At 62.3% G+C, this 16,159-nt stretch carries 13 protein-coding genes and 1 pseudogene; 7 read left to right on the top strand and 7 right to left on the bottom strand.

Translation table 11 applies throughout. The features are described 5' to 3' along the window. Positions 1 to 142: 142 nt before the first annotated feature. The 3 genes and pseudogenes from KVY02_RS01110 to KVY02_RS01100 all read right to left on the bottom strand — a co-directional run bounded on the left by KVY02_RS01110 (position 143) and on the right by KVY02_RS01100 (position 1,976). A pseudogene (locus KVY02_RS01110) lies at positions 143 to 1,494 on the bottom strand (IS1182 family transposase). 31 nt (positions 1,495 to 1,525) lie between these two features. Then, positions 1,526 to 1,759 (bottom strand): hypothetical protein, encoded by a 234-nt coding sequence (locus tag KVY02_RS01105; protein WP_218314140.1) that lies wholly within the window; start codon positions 1,757 to 1,759, stop codon positions 1,526 to 1,528. Continuing rightward, positions 1,743 to 1,976: a hypothetical protein gene (locus tag KVY02_RS01100; RefSeq protein ID WP_016915758.1), complete on the bottom strand. Its 234-nt coding sequence runs from the start codon at positions 1,974 to 1,976 to the stop codon at positions 1,743 to 1,745. Before KVY02_RS01100 ends, KVY02_RS01105 begins: the two co-directional genes overlap by 17 nt. Before the next feature lie 66 nt (positions 1,977 to 2,042). Here KVY02_RS01100 and KVY02_RS01095 point away from each other — a divergent pair, with 66 nt between their 5' ends. Together KVY02_RS01095 and rapA are read left to right on the top strand one after the other, a co-directional pair. Further along, positions 2,043 to 2,846, top strand: coding sequence for a TlpA disulfide reductase family protein (locus KVY02_RS01095; RefSeq protein WP_218315023.1), 804 nt, complete (start codon positions 2,043 to 2,045; stop codon positions 2,844 to 2,846). A 114-nt stretch (positions 2,847 to 2,960) separates the two neighbouring features. Further along, the gene (gene rapA / locus KVY02_RS01090; RefSeq protein WP_100730923.1) at positions 2,961 to 5,906 is read left to right on the top strand and encodes an RNA polymerase-associated protein RapA; all 2,946 of its coding nucleotides are present in this window, start codon (positions 2,961 to 2,963) and stop codon (positions 5,904 to 5,906) included. Between the two features lie 30 nt (positions 5,907 to 5,936). Here rapA and KVY02_RS01085 read toward each other — a convergent pair whose 3' ends face one another. Then, positions 5,937 to 6,839, bottom strand: a complete 903-nt coding sequence (locus tag KVY02_RS01085; RefSeq protein WP_218314139.1) for a TIGR01777 family oxidoreductase — start codon at positions 6,837 to 6,839, stop codon at positions 5,937 to 5,939. Positions 6,840 to 7,039: 200 nt separating this feature from the next. Here KVY02_RS01085 and KVY02_RS18210 point away from each other — a divergent pair, with 200 nt between their 5' ends. The 3 genes from KVY02_RS18210 (at position 7,040) to phrB (ending at position 10,312) form a co-directional block, all read left to right on the top strand. Beyond that, a complete protein-coding gene (locus tag KVY02_RS18210; protein WP_256357544.1) occupies positions 7,040 to 7,204 on the top strand; it encodes an FAD-dependent oxidoreductase in 165 nt (54 codons plus the stop codon). 744 nt (positions 7,205 to 7,948) lie between these two features. Further along, a complete protein-coding gene (locus tag KVY02_RS01075) occupies positions 7,949 to 8,869 on the top strand; it encodes a MerR family transcriptional regulator (protein WP_198517433.1) in 921 nt (306 codons plus the stop codon). Between the two features lie 30 nt (positions 8,870 to 8,899). Further along, positions 8,900 to 10,312 carry a deoxyribodipyrimidine photo-lyase gene (gene phrB / locus KVY02_RS01070; RefSeq protein ID WP_100730921.1) on the top strand — a complete coding sequence of 471 codons (1,413 nt, stop codon included), beginning with the start codon at positions 8,900 to 8,902 and terminating at the stop codon, positions 10,310 to 10,312. 255 nt (positions 10,313 to 10,567) lie between these two features. Here phrB and KVY02_RS01065 read toward each other — a convergent pair whose 3' ends face one another. Then, the gene (locus KVY02_RS01065) at positions 10,568 to 12,406 is read right to left on the bottom strand and encodes a putative bifunctional diguanylate cyclase/phosphodiesterase (RefSeq protein ID WP_081139223.1); all 1,839 of its coding nucleotides are present in this window, start codon (positions 12,404 to 12,406) and stop codon (positions 10,568 to 10,570) included. A 277-nt stretch (positions 12,407 to 12,683) separates the two neighbouring features. On the opposite strand from KVY02_RS01065, the gene fabA reads away from it, so the two are divergent. After that, positions 12,684 to 13,199, top strand: a complete 516-nt coding sequence (gene fabA, locus KVY02_RS01060) for a 3-hydroxyacyl-[acyl-carrier-protein] dehydratase FabA (protein ID WP_016915744.1) — start codon at positions 12,684 to 12,686, stop codon at positions 13,197 to 13,199. Between the two features lie 12 nt (positions 13,200 to 13,211). After that, positions 13,212 to 14,429: a beta-ketoacyl-ACP synthase I gene (fabB, locus tag KVY02_RS01055; protein WP_039180755.1), complete on the top strand. Its 1,218-nt coding sequence runs from the start codon at positions 13,212 to 13,214 to the stop codon at positions 14,427 to 14,429. A gap of 101 nt (positions 14,430 to 14,530) precedes the next feature. On the opposite strand, the gene KVY02_RS01050 is transcribed toward fabB, so the two are convergent. Continuing rightward, complete coding sequence (locus KVY02_RS01050) at positions 14,531 to 15,256, bottom strand: lysophospholipid acyltransferase family protein (RefSeq protein WP_081139220.1); 726 nt, start codon at positions 15,254 to 15,256, stop codon at positions 14,531 to 14,533. Beyond that, positions 15,253 to 16,149: a sugar nucleotide-binding protein gene (locus KVY02_RS01045; RefSeq protein ID WP_218314138.1), complete on the bottom strand. Its 897-nt coding sequence runs from the start codon at positions 16,147 to 16,149 to the stop codon at positions 15,253 to 15,255. The genes KVY02_RS01050 and KVY02_RS01045 overlap by 4 nt, the downstream gene beginning before the upstream one ends. Between the last annotated feature and the right edge of the window lie 10 nt (positions 16,150 to 16,159).

Raw genomic sequence — 16,159 nt, 5'->3', positions numbered from 1 at the left:
GGATGAGCTGAGGCGTGGGTTCTTCACCCCCCCCTGTGTTGGTGTTGGTGTTGGTGCTGTTGTGTGGCTCTTAACCTGCCCCTCAGCTTCTGCAAGGCGGTTCTGACGCCTTGCCTGCTGGCCGGTTGGGCGCGGCGAGCCCTCAGCCCGCCGTCAACCGGTGCATCCGCTTGATATTCCACGCCATGGTGGCCAATCGCCACTCGCCGCTGACCTTATCCAGTCCGCGTAGCGAGAACTGCCGGAACCCCATCACGTGTTTGATGATCCCGAAGACCGGCTCCACGGTATGTTTGCGCAATGCGTAGAGCGCTCGGCCCGCCTGCGTCTTCAAGCGGTGTGCCATCTGTTCGACGGGGTCCTCGCTCTCCGGGGCAGGCGGATCCGCGGCGAAACGTTCAAAGACCGGAAGGTGATGGACGTCTCGCTTCATCGCCAACAGCGGTTCGATACCATGGTCATGGCAGGCCTGGATATTGCTGGCACTGAAGTAGCCGGTATCACCCAGCAGGTGGTCAGGTTTTCCCAGCGTTTCCGGGTAACCTTGCCAGGCCGTCAGTAGCGGCATGACTTGCTGCTTGTCATTGGTCGCCTGCGTGACGTGGACATGGGTCACCAGCAGACTCTCGGTATCAACCGCGGCTTGGGCGTTGTAGCACTGATCAAACCCCTTGCCGGTGACCGGCATGATGCGCGACTGCGGGTCGGTGAAATTGATCTGATCCTTGTCACGCGGGCCACCAGTGGGCGGTTCGGGGTCACGCCCACGGGGCTTCTTGCCGGCCTTGCGCTGCGCCTCCCGCCGCGCCACCTTTTCCTGATAGGCGGCTTGCTCGGTGGCGTCCCGCTCCTCGGCGCGCGCCTCGATCTTGGCCTTCGCCTCAGCGATGGCCGCCAGGCGGGCTTCACGGCGGGCAATCTCGGCGGGGATATCCATGCCGTCGGCCGCGTCCTCCTTGTCCGCCGACTCGGCCCGCTCGGTCAGCGCTTTCACCTCTGCCCTGAACTGTGCCTCCAGCTTCTTGGCATGGCCATACGACAACGCCTTGTGCTTGCTGGCGTTGGCCTTGAGCTTGGTGCCGTCGGGCGATGGTGCCAAGCGAGCAGCTTCATCTCGCGGGCCAGCAGCAGCACCTGTACGAACAACTGTTCCAGTTCCGGCAGAAAGCGGCGGCGAAAGGTGGCCAGCGTGTCATGGTCGGGATGGGTATTGGCGGCCAGGTAGCGGAACGCCACCGAGTCATAGGTGGCACGCTCGATCTTGCGGCTGGAGACCACCCCGGTGGCGTAGCCGTAGATCAGCAGGCTCAGTAGCACCGCCGGGTGATGTGCCTTGGAACCCCGCCCCATGTAACGCCGGGTCAACGTCGAGAGGTCCAGTTGTTCGACAACATCGACAACGAACCGCGCCAGGTGACCATCGGGCAACCACTCGTCTACCGAAGGCGGCAGCAGGTAATCGGTCTGGCGATCCACAGGGATGAAGCGGCTCATGGCGATCTTCTCAGCTCGGCGATGACGGTGGTCAGTATCTCACGGTGCAACGGAAAGACCGACAGGCTGCTAGAATGTTCGATAACCACTTCTCCAGGCGCAGCACACGACTGATCCAGGCGTTGAAGTGTCGCCACCAGCCTCCGGGCTCTTCACTCAGCACCGCCAGTTGCCCTTCCTGCTGCCACTGCCAGACCAGCTGCCCTTGCGCATCCAGCGACACCTTCAGCGCTTGCCAGGCAGAGGCGTCAGCCTGATGATTCACGCGCAGCTTCCGCTTGCTGCTTCTGGCGGCGCTTAGCGCGGTACCAGCGCAGCGTGGCAATGGTCAGCGCCACGCCCACCATGGCCGCCAGCACGCCCCCCTGCCAGGGCCGGGCGGCGTCGCCCATCACGGTTTCCAGGGTGATAATGAGCGTTAGCCCCAACGCCTGTGAGCCAATCGCCAGGGCGCGCAGGCGGTCAAAGGAAGTTTGCGACATCGACCTCTCCGTGATGTGTTGCATGCATGATATGGTGAATCAGTGTACCTGCTTACGGACAAACTGATGAATGCCATTGCACTTGGCCCGCTGCTGATCTCGACGCCACGCCTCTACGCCCTGGGTGTAGCGCTCATTTTGCTGGTGAGCAGCCGTTATCTGCTGGGGCTGAGTACCCAGCAGCACACGCGCTGGTTCAACGGCTTGCTGCTGGTATGGCTGGTCGGCGCCCGTGCCGTGTTCGTCATTCTACACTGGGAGAGCTACAGTCAGGCGCCACTGGATATCCTCAAGCTGTGGCAGCCGGGTTTCAATGCCCTTGGCGGCCTGGTAGCGGGCCTGATATGGACCGCCTGGGTACTGCGTGAACGGCTGCTGGCCATGCTTGGCGGCTTGGCCATGACCGTGGGCGCGGCCAGCCTGTGGCTGGTCCTGGTCACTCTGGCGCCGCTGGGGCCCACCTTTGCGGTGGCCTCCGTGCCGGACATCACCCTGGAAGACCTGGACGGCAACCCGGTGAATCTGGCCTCCCTCGATACGCAAGGTGACCTGCTGATGGTCAACCTGTGGGCCACCTGGTGCCCACCCTGCCTCCGCGAAATGCCGCTGCTGGAAGCAGCAGACCAGCGGGACGGGGTCAGCGTGGTGGTGGTCAACCAGGGCGAAGACCTGCTGCCCATCGTGCGCTACCTGGATGAACAGCAGTTGGTGTTTCGTTATGCACTGCGCGACCCTCGGCAGCTGCTGATGGCGGAGTTCGCGGCCCCCGGCCTGCCCACGACCGTACTGTTCGACGCCCAGGGGCGTACCCTGGACGTGCATGTGGGTGAACTCACCCGTGCTCACCTGGAGCGCTGGCTGAACGATTGACCATGATAGCCCTTAATCCCCTCGCTGCTTTGCGTTAGAATCCCCCGCCCTGTCTGCCACCGAGGCTCATTCCGGTGGCGAGCGACCCGATTTTGACGACTTCCTCGAGGCATCATGAGCGATTTTTCTCCCGGCCAGCGCTGGATTAGCGACGGCGAGGCCGAGCTTGGGCTTGGCACCGTGCTTAACTGCGACGCCCGTAGCGTTACCATCTTGTTCAGTGCCAGCCAGGAAACCCGCACCTACAACACCCGCCAGGCGCCCCTCACCCGAGTCATGTTCGGCAGCGGTGACCGGGTCCTGTCAGCCGACGGCTGGCAGATGATCGTGGACGACAGCAAAGAGAGCCGTGGTCTGATCACCTACATCGGTGAAGACAGCGACGGCAACCTGCGCGAACTGCCCGAAGCACGCCTGGCCGACACCATGCAGTTCGACCAGGCCCGAGACCGCTTGCTGACCGGCCAGGTGGACCGCAACGACTGGTTCGACCTGCGTTTTCGTACCCTGCATCACTTTCAGCGTATCGAACAGCACAGCGCCCTGGGGTTTGCCGGGCCGCGCATCGACCTGATTCCCCACCAGCTCTATATCGCCGACGAAGTCGCACGCCGCCACGCCCCCAGGGTGCTGCTGGCCGATGAAGTGGGGCTTGGCAAGACCATTGAAGCAGGCTTGATCCTCCACCGCCTGCTGTTGGCAGGCCGTGTAGAGCGCGCGCTGATTCTGGTACCCGACAGCCTGACCCACCAGTGGCTGGTGGAGCTGTTGCGCCGCTTCTCGCTGACCGTCACGCTGCTCGACGAGCATCAGAGCCAGGCCCACGGCAGCGCCAATCCGTTCGAGAGCGCCCAGCTGGTGCTGGCCAGCCAGGGCTGGCTGTTTGCCAATCGTCACCGTCAGGAGCAGGCCCTGGCCAGCCGTTTCGACCTGCTGATCGTCGACGAGGCGCATCACCTGGATTGGCACCCGGAGACCAGCGGCCCCGGCTACCTGTGCGTGGAGCAGCTGGCCGCCGAGATCCCCGGCCTGCTGCTGCTCACCGCCACCCCCGAGCAGATGGGCCAGGAGAGCCACTTTGCGCGGCTACGCCTGCTGGACCCGGAGCGCTACCACGACATCGAGCGCTTCAAGGACGAAGAGCAGCACTACGTCGCCGTGGCCAGCGCCATCGATGCGCTGGAGGAACTGCCCCAGACACCCAGCGCCCGCGAGCGCGTGGCCACCATCGCCGACGACCGCGACAGCCAGGCCCTGCTGGCGACGCTGTGCAACGCCGAGGCCAGCTCTGAACAGCAGGACGCGGCCCGTGCCCAACTGCGCGATGCACTGCTCGACCGTCACGGCACCGGGCGCGTCATGTTCCGCAACAGCCGACGCCACGTGGGCGGCTTCCCGGAGCGGCGGCTGCACTTGACCAAGCTGGAGTTGCCTTCCGCCTATCGCCGAGTGCTGCGCCGCCTGGAGCGCGACGAGGACTATCTGGACGAGCTGCTGATCGAAACCGGCATGGACCACCCGGACGTACTGATCTACCCGGATGCCATGTACCGCGAGCTGAGCAATGATCCGCTGAACGGTGAACCCTGGTGGCATATCGACCCCCGGGTCAACTGGCTGCTGGAAAAGCTCAGCGACGACAGCGAAGACGGTTTTGCCAACGACAAGGTGCTGGTCATTGCCCACCACCGCGAAACCGCCGAAGGGCTGGCCGAAGGCCTGCGTGTGCTGGGCGGCTACCAGGCACCGGTCTTCCACGAAGGGCTGTCGCTGGTGGAGCGCGACCGCGCCGCCGCCGCCTTCGCCGACGAGGAAGATGGCTGCCAGGTGCTGGTGTGCTCCGAGATTGGCTCCGAAGGCCGCAACTTCCAGTTCTGTCGTCATCTGGTGATGTTCGACATGCCCCAGCACCCGGACCAGCTGGAGCAGCGGATTGGCCGCCTCGACCGGATTGGCCAACGCCACGCCATCGAACTGCACGTGCCCAGCTTCATCGGCAGCCCGGGGGAGCGACTGCAGCGCTGGTACGACGAAGGCATGGCCGCTTTCAGCGCCCCCCACGGCATTGGCAGCGACCTGTTCGACGCCTTTGGCGACGCGCTGGCCGATGCGCTGCTCGACGATGAGGCGCTCACCGAGATCATCGACGAAACCCACGCAATGTTCACCGCCAAACTGGCCGAGCGCGACGCGGGCCGCAACCGGTTGCTGGAGCTGAACGCCTGCCGCCCGGCCCAAGCGCAACAGGTCATTGATGCGGTACGTGAGCTGGATGAAGACCCGGCACTGCCCCGCTACGTGGAGCGTGCGCTGGATATCTTCGGGGTCGATAGTCAGGAAATTGGCAATGGCCTGCTGCACCTACAGCCCAGCCAGCACATGCTGGACGGACTGCCGGGGCTGGTCAAAGGGGAAGAGGGCTTCTCTGCCACCTACAGCCGTGGCCAGGCCCTGGCGCGGGATGACGTGCAACGCCTCTCCTGGGAGCACCCGCTGCTGCGCGAGATGATGGGCCGCATTCTGGATGGCACCATGGGCAATACTGCCCTGGCGCTGCTGCGCCATCCGGCCATTCCCAGTGGACGACTGATGGCCGAGCTGATCTTCCGCACCCACTGCCCGGCGCCTAAAGCGCTGCACCTGAACCGCTTTTTGCCCCCCACGGCCGTCCGGGTACTGCTGGATGAGTCAGGGGCCAATCTGACCAGCAAGATCTCCTTTACCGGGCTGGGCAAAAATCTGCAGAAGGTCAACAAGTCGCTGGCCCGTGACCTAATCAAGAGCCGTCATGACCAGCTGCGTGACCTGCTGACCCAGGGGGAGAGCGAGGCCGAGCGGGAGCTGCCCAGCATCGTGGAAGCCGCCGAAACGCGCATGCGTGCTCAGCTGGATGCCGAGCTGGCCCGCCTGACGGCGCTGGCAGAGCACAACCCGGCGGTGCGCAGCGAGGAGCTGGAAGCCCTCAAGCAGGAGCGTCAGGCGCTCAGCGATGCCATCGAAAACACTCGTCTGCGGCTCGACTCGGTGCGGGTCATTATCACCGTTGACCCGAACGCCTAGCGAACGCCTAGACCAGCGGCTTGCTGGCGGCTAGAAAATGGCCGCCAGCGCTTTCGGTAGCGTCGGGTATTGAAATCTGAACCCCTCCTCGAGCAGTCGTGCCGGTCGCATGTCCGCGCCGGTCAACAGCAGCTGTGACATCTCGCCGAAGCCCGCCTTCAGCACGAAGGCAGGTACCGGGAAAATGGCGGGACGATGCAGCTGCCTAGCCAGCGTCTGGGTGAACTCGGCGTTGGTCACCGGATGCGGTGCACTGCCGTTGAAAACGCCCGACAGACCAGAGCCGTTGATCAAGAAGATAATGGCAGCCACCAGGTCGTCTCGATGGACCCAAGGCATGAACTGCTGACCATCGCCGAACCGCCCACCCAGCCCTAGCTTGAAAGGCGGCACCATTTTTTGCAGGGTGCCGCCGCCTGCCTCCAGCACTAGGCCTATGCGCAGAATGGCCAACCGAACCCCCAAAGCTTCCACCGGCCTGGCAGCGGCTTCCCACTGGGCACACAGCCGATGGGCAAACTCATCGTGGGGCGGGGTAGCCTCATCTACGACCTTGCTGCCCTGATCGCCGTAATACCCCATGGCCGAGCCACTGACCAGGACCGCAGGCAACGGCTGGCCGTTGGCCGCCAACTGCTCGCACAGCGCCACCAGCTGCTGGGTGCTGTCGACCCGCGAGCGGATCAACCGCTCCTTTTGCTCGGCGCTCCAACGTTTGGCGGCTATCGACTCCCCTGCCAGGTTCACCAGCGCATCGGGGGGCGTATCGATAAATGCCTGCGCGCTATCGCGAATATCACACTCGGGGGGCAGCTTTCCGCGTACCTTGTGGGGCGTGCGCGACACCACCTGCACGTCGTGCCCTTGGGCAATCAGCTGTGGGCATAACCGCTGCCCCACGAATCCGCTGCCGCCGGTAATCAGTACTCGCATGGTATGCCCTCCTGAAGCTGGATAGCCCCTGCACTCCATCACCTATCCATGATCTATCCATCACCTATGGCAAAACGCCGTCGCTGGGTGCAGCGGGCGAGTCGACCATCCGTATTGCAACTTTTTAAATTGCACGATATCTATACATAATTGCTACAATAGAATCACTCTTCAACATGATGTCCACTTCGCGAGCCGCCATGCCCCAACACCTTGCTGCCCCCCCTGCGCTGACTCCACACGACGCCGTGGCCATCATTGGCGCAGGCATGTCAGGACTGGCCTGCGCCCACCTGCTGGCACAGCAAGGCGTGACGGTCAGCCTATTCGACAAGGCGCGAGGGCCGCACCGCGGCGACGCTTGATCTGGGCGCTCAGGCATTTACCGTGCGCAATGCCGATTTCGCCCAACAGCTCGCCCAGTGGCAAGACGCAGGCTGCGTGGCCCCTTGGCCAACGTGCACTTATCAGGCTAGTGCATCCGGTTGGCAAACACACGATGACGGCCAGTTGCGTTATACCGGAGCTCCGCGCATGAGTGCGCTGACTCGGTATCTGATAGACGCCATCGCTCTTCATGCACACACGGCCCTCCTTTCGGAACCGCGTATCGTCGCGCTCGAAGCGGGTGGCGGATGGCGCATGGCATTTGAAAGACGCTGCAGGAAACCATCATGGGGCCTTCAGCCGCGTCGTCATCATCGCTGGCGATACGCCCAACCCGCCAAGCCAAACGGATAGGGATACCTATACAGCCAGCAAGGTATCGCACTATGCGGTAACAGCTGGAAAGGCAGCCGCGTCGAGGATGCCTGGCTATCCGGGAATGCGCTGGCAAGGGCCTTAATAGGCCGGTCGGTCTAACGATTATCACCACAGGAGTGTCGCGGCATGGAAGCCACAGAGGTTGTACCCAGCGGCCACAAGTTGTACAAAGGTGGCTATAATAGCGTGACGCTATTTCAGCGATTATCGGTTCATCGACGTAGCGACACGCCCCGAACCCGAATGAGTGGCATACCGCCGACCCGGCACTGCAAGATCGCCACGGCAATTACAGACAGACCCCTGCAATACCTATTGCAGGCAACCAAGAGGCAATGGCGCCCATGAGCAACAAGGCGACCCACCCACCCGATACTCCGCTCTATCCGATTCGGGAAGTTTCCCGTCTGACGGGTGTGAACTCGGTCACCCTGCGCGCTTGGGAGCGACGCTACGGTTTGATTCGCCCGCAACGCACGCCAAAAGGCCATCGGCTTTATGCGCAGGACGACATCAGTCGCATCGAGCGTATCCTGCAGTGGCTCAACCGTGGCGTACCGGTCAGTCAGGTCGCCGACCTGCTGGACCAGCCGGAAACCGTGGAAGCCCCTGCACCGGATGCCGGTGACTGGGCCAGCCAGCGGCAGCAGCTGCAAGCCATCATCGAAGCGGTCGACCTGCCCAAACTCGAGGCGCTGTATCACCAAAGCCTGGCGCTCTACCCGCTCAGCGTGGCCATCAACGAACTTTGGCAGCCGGTCATTTTGAGCCTGGAAGCCAAATGGGCCGCTCAGCCGGACGACCTGGTGCGCCGCACCTTCGAATCCTTCCTGCGTAGCCAGGTGGGCATTCGCCTGCACTATGCCAACCAGGCTACCCGCGGCCCGCTGCTGCTGCTGACCGCCATGCCTGATGACCCGGGCCCGCTCTGGGTGCTGATGTGTGCGCTGATGGCCAGCGAACAGGGCTACCGTGTACAGCTGCTCGACCATTCGCTGGCACTGGAAGATCTGCCCCAGGCAGTATCGCGCCTGCACTCTTCCATGGTGTTGCTCTCCAGCGGTCAGCGCGAAAACGACCACTACATTCGGGTCGACCTGCCCAAGGCGGCCGAGCGTTTGGGCGTACCGATCGGCGTGTGCGGCGAAGTCGCCCGGCTGCGTGAAACAGAGCTGCGCGACGGCCCGGTACACATGCTGGGCGATGACCTGCCTCAGGCCGTGGCGCGTTTGCGCCCGCTGCTACGCGAGTCAGGTATTCTTTAGCACTCAACAGGACACGCCACGGGAGTGCGCATGGATCTGCAGTTGGTTTGGCTACGCAGTGACCTGCGTATTCACGATAACTCTGCCTTGGCGGCGGCTGCCGCCAAAGGCCCGGTGGTGGCCGTCTTTTTACGCAGCGTAAAGCAGTGGCGCGCCCATGGTCACGGCGCTAACAAGCTCGATTTCTGGGCACGCGGTGTGCATTCCCTCAAGGAGTCCTTGAGCGGTCTCAACATCCCGCTATTGCATCGCGATATCGATAGCTTCGATAAAGCCCCCGATGTGCTGCTCGCGCTAGCTCAAGAGCACGGCGTAAAGCAACTGCACTTCAATTACGAATATCCGCTGAACGAACAGCGCCGTGACCAGGCCGTCCTGAAAGCCTTCAAACACGCGGGTATTACGGCACAGGGCCACCACGATGCCATTGCCTTTGCGCCAGGCAGCCTGCTGACCGGCAAGGGCGATTACTATGGCGTCTTCACCCCCTTCGCCAAGGCGTGGCACAAGCAGATAACTCAGGAGCAGCTGGCACTACGCGATACGCCTCAGGCGCAGTCGCCTCTGGACCTGCCCAGTGATCCACTGCCCGCCCTCCCCGAGCTCGAGGACTCCCCCGTGGATGGCCGCCAATGGCCTGCGGGTGAAAACGCGGCCAGCGATCACCTGGAGCGCTTTCTACGCTTTCGCGGGCGGCACTACCAACGACAGCGCGACTTCCCCAACGTACGTGGTACCAGTGAGCTTTCGCCTTACTTGGCGCTGGGCATGATCTCGTATCGCCAATGTTTACAAGCCGTGATGAGCGAAAACGAGGGGCATCTGGCGGACGGGGACGCCGGACTCACCACTTGGGTCAGCGAGCTGATCTGGCGAGAGTTTTACCAGCATGTGGCCGTGGGCTTTCCTCAGGTGTGCCGGCACCAACCCTTTCAGGAGCATACCCGCGATCTGGCTTGGCGTGACGACGATGAGGGGTTTGCAGCCTGGTGCGAAGGGCGCACTGGCTACCCCATCGTGGATGCGGCCATGCGCCAATTGGTGACGACCGGCTGGATGCACAACCGACTGCGTATGGTCACCGCCATGTTCTTGAGCAAGCATTTATTGATCGACTGGCGGCGTGGGGAAGCCTTTTTCATGCGCCATCTGGTCGATGGTGAATTTTGCGCCAACAACGGTGGCTGGCAGTGGGCGGCCTCCACGGGCACGGACGCTGCGCCCTACTTCCGCATCTTCAACCCCACCACCCAGTCAACGCGTTTCGACCCTGAAGGGGCCTTCATCGCCCACTGGCTACCAGAGCTGGCTTCCTTGCCCGCCAAGGCGCGTCATGCGCCACCACAGGACATGCTGAACCCGGTGGACTACCCGGCTCCCATCGTCGATCACAAGGCCGCCCGTCAACGTGCCCTGGACGCCTTCAAGGCCTTGTCGAAGTAGGCCAGATAAAAACCATACGAGGCATATACTGAAGAAGTTTTTTTCAACGATCCGCTCCATCACATTGAGGGTAGGCAAGCACTGGAACGCTATTTCGCCCTGGGTTCGTGAAGCCCCCTCTCACGGATCGCAACGACTTCCCCATGCCCATGCAGGTCAGTGCGGACGAGGCGGCCAGCGCCATCATTGCCGTGTTCGCGCTGCTGGGGCATCAGCACTTACATGCGCCGCTATCAACCCAGCGTCGTGAGCTGATCAGTTGGCCCCTTCCGCCAAGGGTGGCGGCAACCAGCGCTGCTCCAGCTCAGCGGCAGAGAGCGGCTTGGCAAAATAGAACCCTTGCACCAGGGTACAGCCCGCCTTGATCAGAAACTGGCACTGCGCCTGGGTTTCGACGCCTTCCGCGACGACGTCGAGCCCCATCCCCGCCGCCATGGCAAGAACGGCTGTGACGATTGCAGCATCGGCCTGATCATGGGGCAGATCGCGAATGAAGGCGCGGTCCAGTTTGATCTTGTCGACCGGCAGCCGTTTCAGGTAACCCAGCGACGAATAGCCCGTGCCGAAATCGTCAATGGCAATGGCATACCCCTGATCGCGTAACGCCTGCAATCGCGGCCCCATGTCACCGGCACGCTCGTCGAGCAGCACCGACTCGGTCAGCTCCAGGCCGATCTGGGCAGGCTTTAGCTGATAGCGCTCCAGGCAGGTCGCCAACTGCGTTTCCAGATCGCCCTGAAACAGCTGCAGTGCCGAAATATTGATCCACACCGTGACCTTGGGCATGCCGCTGTTCTGCCAATGGGCCTGCTGCGCGCAGGCTTTCTCGATGACCCAACTGCCCAGCTCGGCCATCAGGCCGTGGCGCTCGGCCAACGGAATGAAGTCTCCTGGTGAAATCATGCCGTCTTGCGGGTGGCGCCAACGCAGCAGCGCTTCCATTCCCATCAGCTCGCCGGTACCGGGATGATGCTGGGTCTGGTAGTGCAGCTCCAGCTGGTCTCCCGAGATCAGCGCCGCGCGCAGGTCACTCACCAGCGCCAGTTGAGGGTTGTCCTGCTTGTCGAGCGCCGGCCGGAAACGCTGGCTATGGTTACGCCCCAGCCGCTTGGCGCTGTACAGCGCAGACTCCAAGCGCTGGAACAGTACGCCGGAATCACGCCCATCTTCGGGTGCCCGGCAACTACCGATGGAGAGCCCCAGGCGCAGCGACTGGTCGTTGATTTCAAACGGGCGCCCCATATGGTCGCGCAAGGTCATGATCCACTTGTCATGGTCATCGAAGGTAGTGGTGCGAATGACCATGAACTCATCGCCGCCCAGTCGACCCACAACACTGCCTGCCATGTAACTGGCCAACCGTTGCGCAAAGCGTGCCAGCAGGCGGTCTCCGTACTCTACGCCTAGGCTGTCGTTGACCGATTTCAAGCCGTCTATATCGATCAGCGCAATATCCAGGCTCTCTCCCGCACGCAGGTGGCGCAAGCGTGATGCCATCAGGTCATGCAGGCGGCGGCGATTGGGCAGCCCGGTCAGGGGGTCTTCATAGCCGATGCGGCGCAGGTCGCGCTCGCGGGCCTTCTGCGCCGAAATATCGGCAAACAGACTGATGAAATGGGTGATATTGCCGCGGCGGTCGGTGACGGCACGCACCTTCAGCCATTCGGGGTATTCGTCGCCATGCTTGCGGCGGTTCCACACCTCGCCTTCCCAACGCCCGGTGGCCTTCAGCGTGTTCCAGAAATTCTGATAGAAGGCTTTGTCGTGGCGCGGCGCGGCAAGGGTCTCCAACTTGCGGCCGACTATCTCCTGGCTGTCATATCCAGTAATATCGGTAAACGCAGGGTTGACCATCAGGACCCGGTTATCGACATCACTAATCACGATCGCGTCCCCTGCCAGCCCAATGGCATCGAGGGAAAGTCGCAAGCGCAAGCGCTGCTGGCGCACCTGTTGCCAGGCGTCCCACAAGCCCAGCGAAACCAGACCAGCCGCCACCATGCGCAGCGCGGCATCTGGAATCCAGACACAGGCAGGCAGCGCAGTCAGCGCCACCCAGACCAAAGGACGATTCATCGAGATAGGCAGCCACATGGCGTTTCTTGTTGTCCTATTCAGCAGTCACTACGTCGGCAACGGTATGGATGACATCATGCCGCCTTACCCCACCCCTGGATAGATCATATTACGTGAATCATCCGTTGATTAGGCAATTTCGCGCATGGAGTGCCGCATCCGTACGCGACCATGGTCGTCATTGGCAGTCACGATGCGCCTTAAAAACACAGGATAAGACGCCTGCGGCGTGCATTCAGCGGTTTCGGGAAGTAGACTAGGCGCAACCACCATTTTTGACTTTCGGAACGATTCAGTGACCAAGCAACATTCCTTTGATCGCGAAGAACTGCTGGCCTGCTCACGCGGCGAGCTGTTTGGCCCTGGCAACGCACAGCTGCCTGCCCCCAACATGCTGATGCTTGACCGCATCATTCACATCCATGAAGAGGGCGGTGAGCACGGCAAGGGCGAATTGATCGCCGAGCTGGATATCACGCCTGACCTGTGGTTCTTTGACTGCCACTTCCCGGGCGACCCGGTCATGCCCGGCTGCCTGGGCCTGGATGCCATGTGGCAGCTGGTCGGTTTCTACCTCGGTTGGCTGGGTCACCCTGGCCGGGGCCGTGCCCTGGGCTGTGGCGACGTCAAGTTCAGCGGGCAGATTCTGCCCGATGCGAAAAAGGTAACGTACCGGATCAACGTGAAGCGCATCATTACCCGTCGGCTCATTCTGGGTATTGCCGATGGCACCGTATCCGTTGACGGGCGCGACATCTACCAGGCCAATGACCTGCGCGTTGGCCTATTCACCTCCACTGCGAATTTTTAACAGGAGGCTCCCATGCGACGAGTGGTAGTCACCGGCCTTGGCATCGTGTCCTGCCTGGGCAACGACCAGCAACAGGTCCTGGATGCGCTCAAGAGTGGGCGTAGCGGTATTCGGTTCAAGGAAGAGTACGCCGAGCGCGGCTTCAGAAGCCACGTGGCAGGCAGCGTCGATATCGACCTGGACGCACTGATCGATCGTAAACTGCGCCGCTTCATGGGTGATGCAGCCGCCTACGCCTATGTCTCCATGGCCCAAGCCATCGAAGATTCAGGCCTGACCGAAGCGCAGGTTTCCAACGAGCGAACCGGCCTTATTGCCGGCTCTGGCGGCGCCTCCAGCGCCAACCAGGTAGAAGCCGCCGACGTCATGCGCGAAAAAGGCCTGCGTCGCGTCGGTCCTTACCGGGTCACCCGTACCATGGGCAGCACGGTCTCGGCGTGTCTGGCCACGCCGTTCAAGATCAAGGGCATCAACTACTCCATCTCCTCTGCCTGCGCCACCTCGGCTCACTGTATCGGCAGCGCCATGGAGCAGATTCAGCTAGGCAAGCAGGATGTCGTGTTTGCAGGCGGCGGTGAAGAAGAGCACTGGACGCTATCGTGCCTTTTCGATGCCATGGGGGCCTTGTCTACGCACTATAACGACACTCCTGAGCACGCTTCTCGCCCCTATGATCAAGCACGTGATGGCTTCGTCATCGCGGGCGGCGGCGGCATGCTGGTGCTGGAAGAGCTGGAACATGCCAAGGCACGCGGCGCCAAAATTTATGGCGAGCTGGTCGGCTACGGCGCAACCTCCGATGGCCATGACATGGTCGCGCCGTCTGGCGAAGGCGCCATGCGCTGCATGCGTCAGGCCATGGCGACCGTCGATGGCAGCATCGACTACATCAATACCCACGGCACCTCGACCCCCGTGGGCGATGTGGCCGAATTGAAGGCGATCCGTAGCGTCTTTGGCGACACAACGCCTGCCATGAGCTCTACCAAATCGTTGACGGGCCACTCGCTGGGCGCCACCGGCGTGCAAGAAGCGATCTACTCGCTGCTCATGATGCAGCACCGCTTCGTGGCGGCCTCGGCCAATGTCGAGCACCTGGACGAGCAAGCCGATGGTTTCGATATCGTGACCCAACGCCGCGATGACGCCACCATTGACCGCGTGCTGTCCAACAGCTTTGGCTTCGGCGGCACCAATGCCTGCCTGGTATTCCAGCGCTATAACGGCTGATCCGGTCTCAACGACCCACACAAACGGCGCCCAAGGGCGCCGTTTGTGTTGGTGCAGCGTGTGCGCTGTTTGTCAGGGCACTGGCTTTGGAGCAACGGCTTTTAAGGCCTGGGCACCTCGGAGATCTCGCGAAGCTGCCCTTCGATCCACGCCTCCACATCAGCCAATACTTCGTCTGGGGTACGCCCAGCGGTGTCGATGGGCGGGCCAATGCGCACACGCAGGACACCCGGGCGTTTGACCCACTGGCGACCCGGCCAACGCTCACCGGCATTGTGCGCCACCGGCAGCACCGGCACACCGGCACGGCAGGCGACCACGCTACCGCTCTTGTTGTAGCGCTTGCGCACACCAGGATCGACACGCGTGCCTTCCGGAAAGATCAGTACCGAAAGTCCGCCGTGTAAACGCTCCACCCCCTGCGTCAGCACCTGTTTCATGGCCCGAGCAGGCCTGGAGCGATCCAGGCTAATGGGACGTAGCAGGCGCAGCCCCCAGCCAAACACAGGGATACGCAGCAGCTCTCGCTTGAGCACCGTACAGACCGGCGGCTTCATGACCTGCAGGAACAGCGTTTCCCACTCACACTGGTGGTTGGCCTGAATGACGCAAGGCCCCGCAGGAATATGTTCGCGCCCTTGAATTTCGTAACGTACCCCACAGGCCAGCCGAAACCAGACCATCAGGAAGTAGTTGTAGAGGTTCAACAGACGATAGCGCGCCGCCAGGGGAAGAAACGGTGCCACGGGCAGGAACAGCACACCAATCAGCAGCATGGCTGAAAAATAGCCCAGATAAAACACCAGGCTGCGTACCACATTCATCAAGCGGACTCTCCTGTTCCAGTACCGGTGACGGTCGGCTGAGTGCGGGTCAGGCACCAGGCATCCAGCATCCGCCCTACCTCGAGCCGCCAGGGTTTTTGGTGCACGCCAAAGACGTCCAGCACGCGGCGACAGTTCAGCACTCGCCGCAGCTTGGCATCGTGATGGTGGTTCAACGCCTGCACCTCACCCAGCTCGACCGCTTCGCCACGCCCTTCGAGATGGGTGGCCAGCTGGGTACGCACCATGGAGACGAACGTAAACGCACTGACCGGCTCGGTGCCTGCCAGGTGATACGCCCCCCAGGCATCGGCCCCACAGGCTTGCTGCTGAAGCATGCCCACCAGCGCCATGGCCACGGCATCCGCCGAGGTAGGGCAAAAAATCACGTCTTCGGCCGCACGCACGGACTGGCCTGCTACAAAGCTGTCGATGACTTCATTGAGCCAGGCATGGCTACCTTCCAGGGCGAACAGCGGCCCCAGCCGCACGATCAAGTGGCGGTGATACTCCGCGCGAATACGGTCACCGGTCTGCACCAGGCGGCGCAAACACTCATCACGGGGGGCCGGCACGACATGCTCGTCGATCGGGATCTCGAACCCCTCTTCGTAGAGCTGGTCGGACACGCACCACACCAGGGCAATGCCAGCCGCCCGACAGGCGTCGACACACTGGTCCACCGCATCGGCATGGGCATAGACATCGGCGGGCGTCATGCTGAGGGGATGCGACAGAGGCGGAATGATCACCGCCTCCGGGGCGATGGCCGCCAGCTGGTCTGGAGAAACGCTCACGCCCTGCTCAATCACCAACTCGGTATCCGAGCGCCGACTTGCCTCACGGGCCAATGCCAGGCTCAAGCAGTGTCCTGCATTCAGTATTAGCAGCTTCAAGACAGACCCC

It is taken from the genome of Halomonas sp. 18071143, from assembly GCF_019211725.1.
GTDB classification, from domain to species: domain Bacteria; phylum Pseudomonadota; class Gammaproteobacteria; order Pseudomonadales; family Halomonadaceae; genus Vreelandella; species Vreelandella stevensii.
Note: the sequence above shows the minus strand (reverse complement) of the source record. Positions and strands in the feature narration are given on the sequence as shown.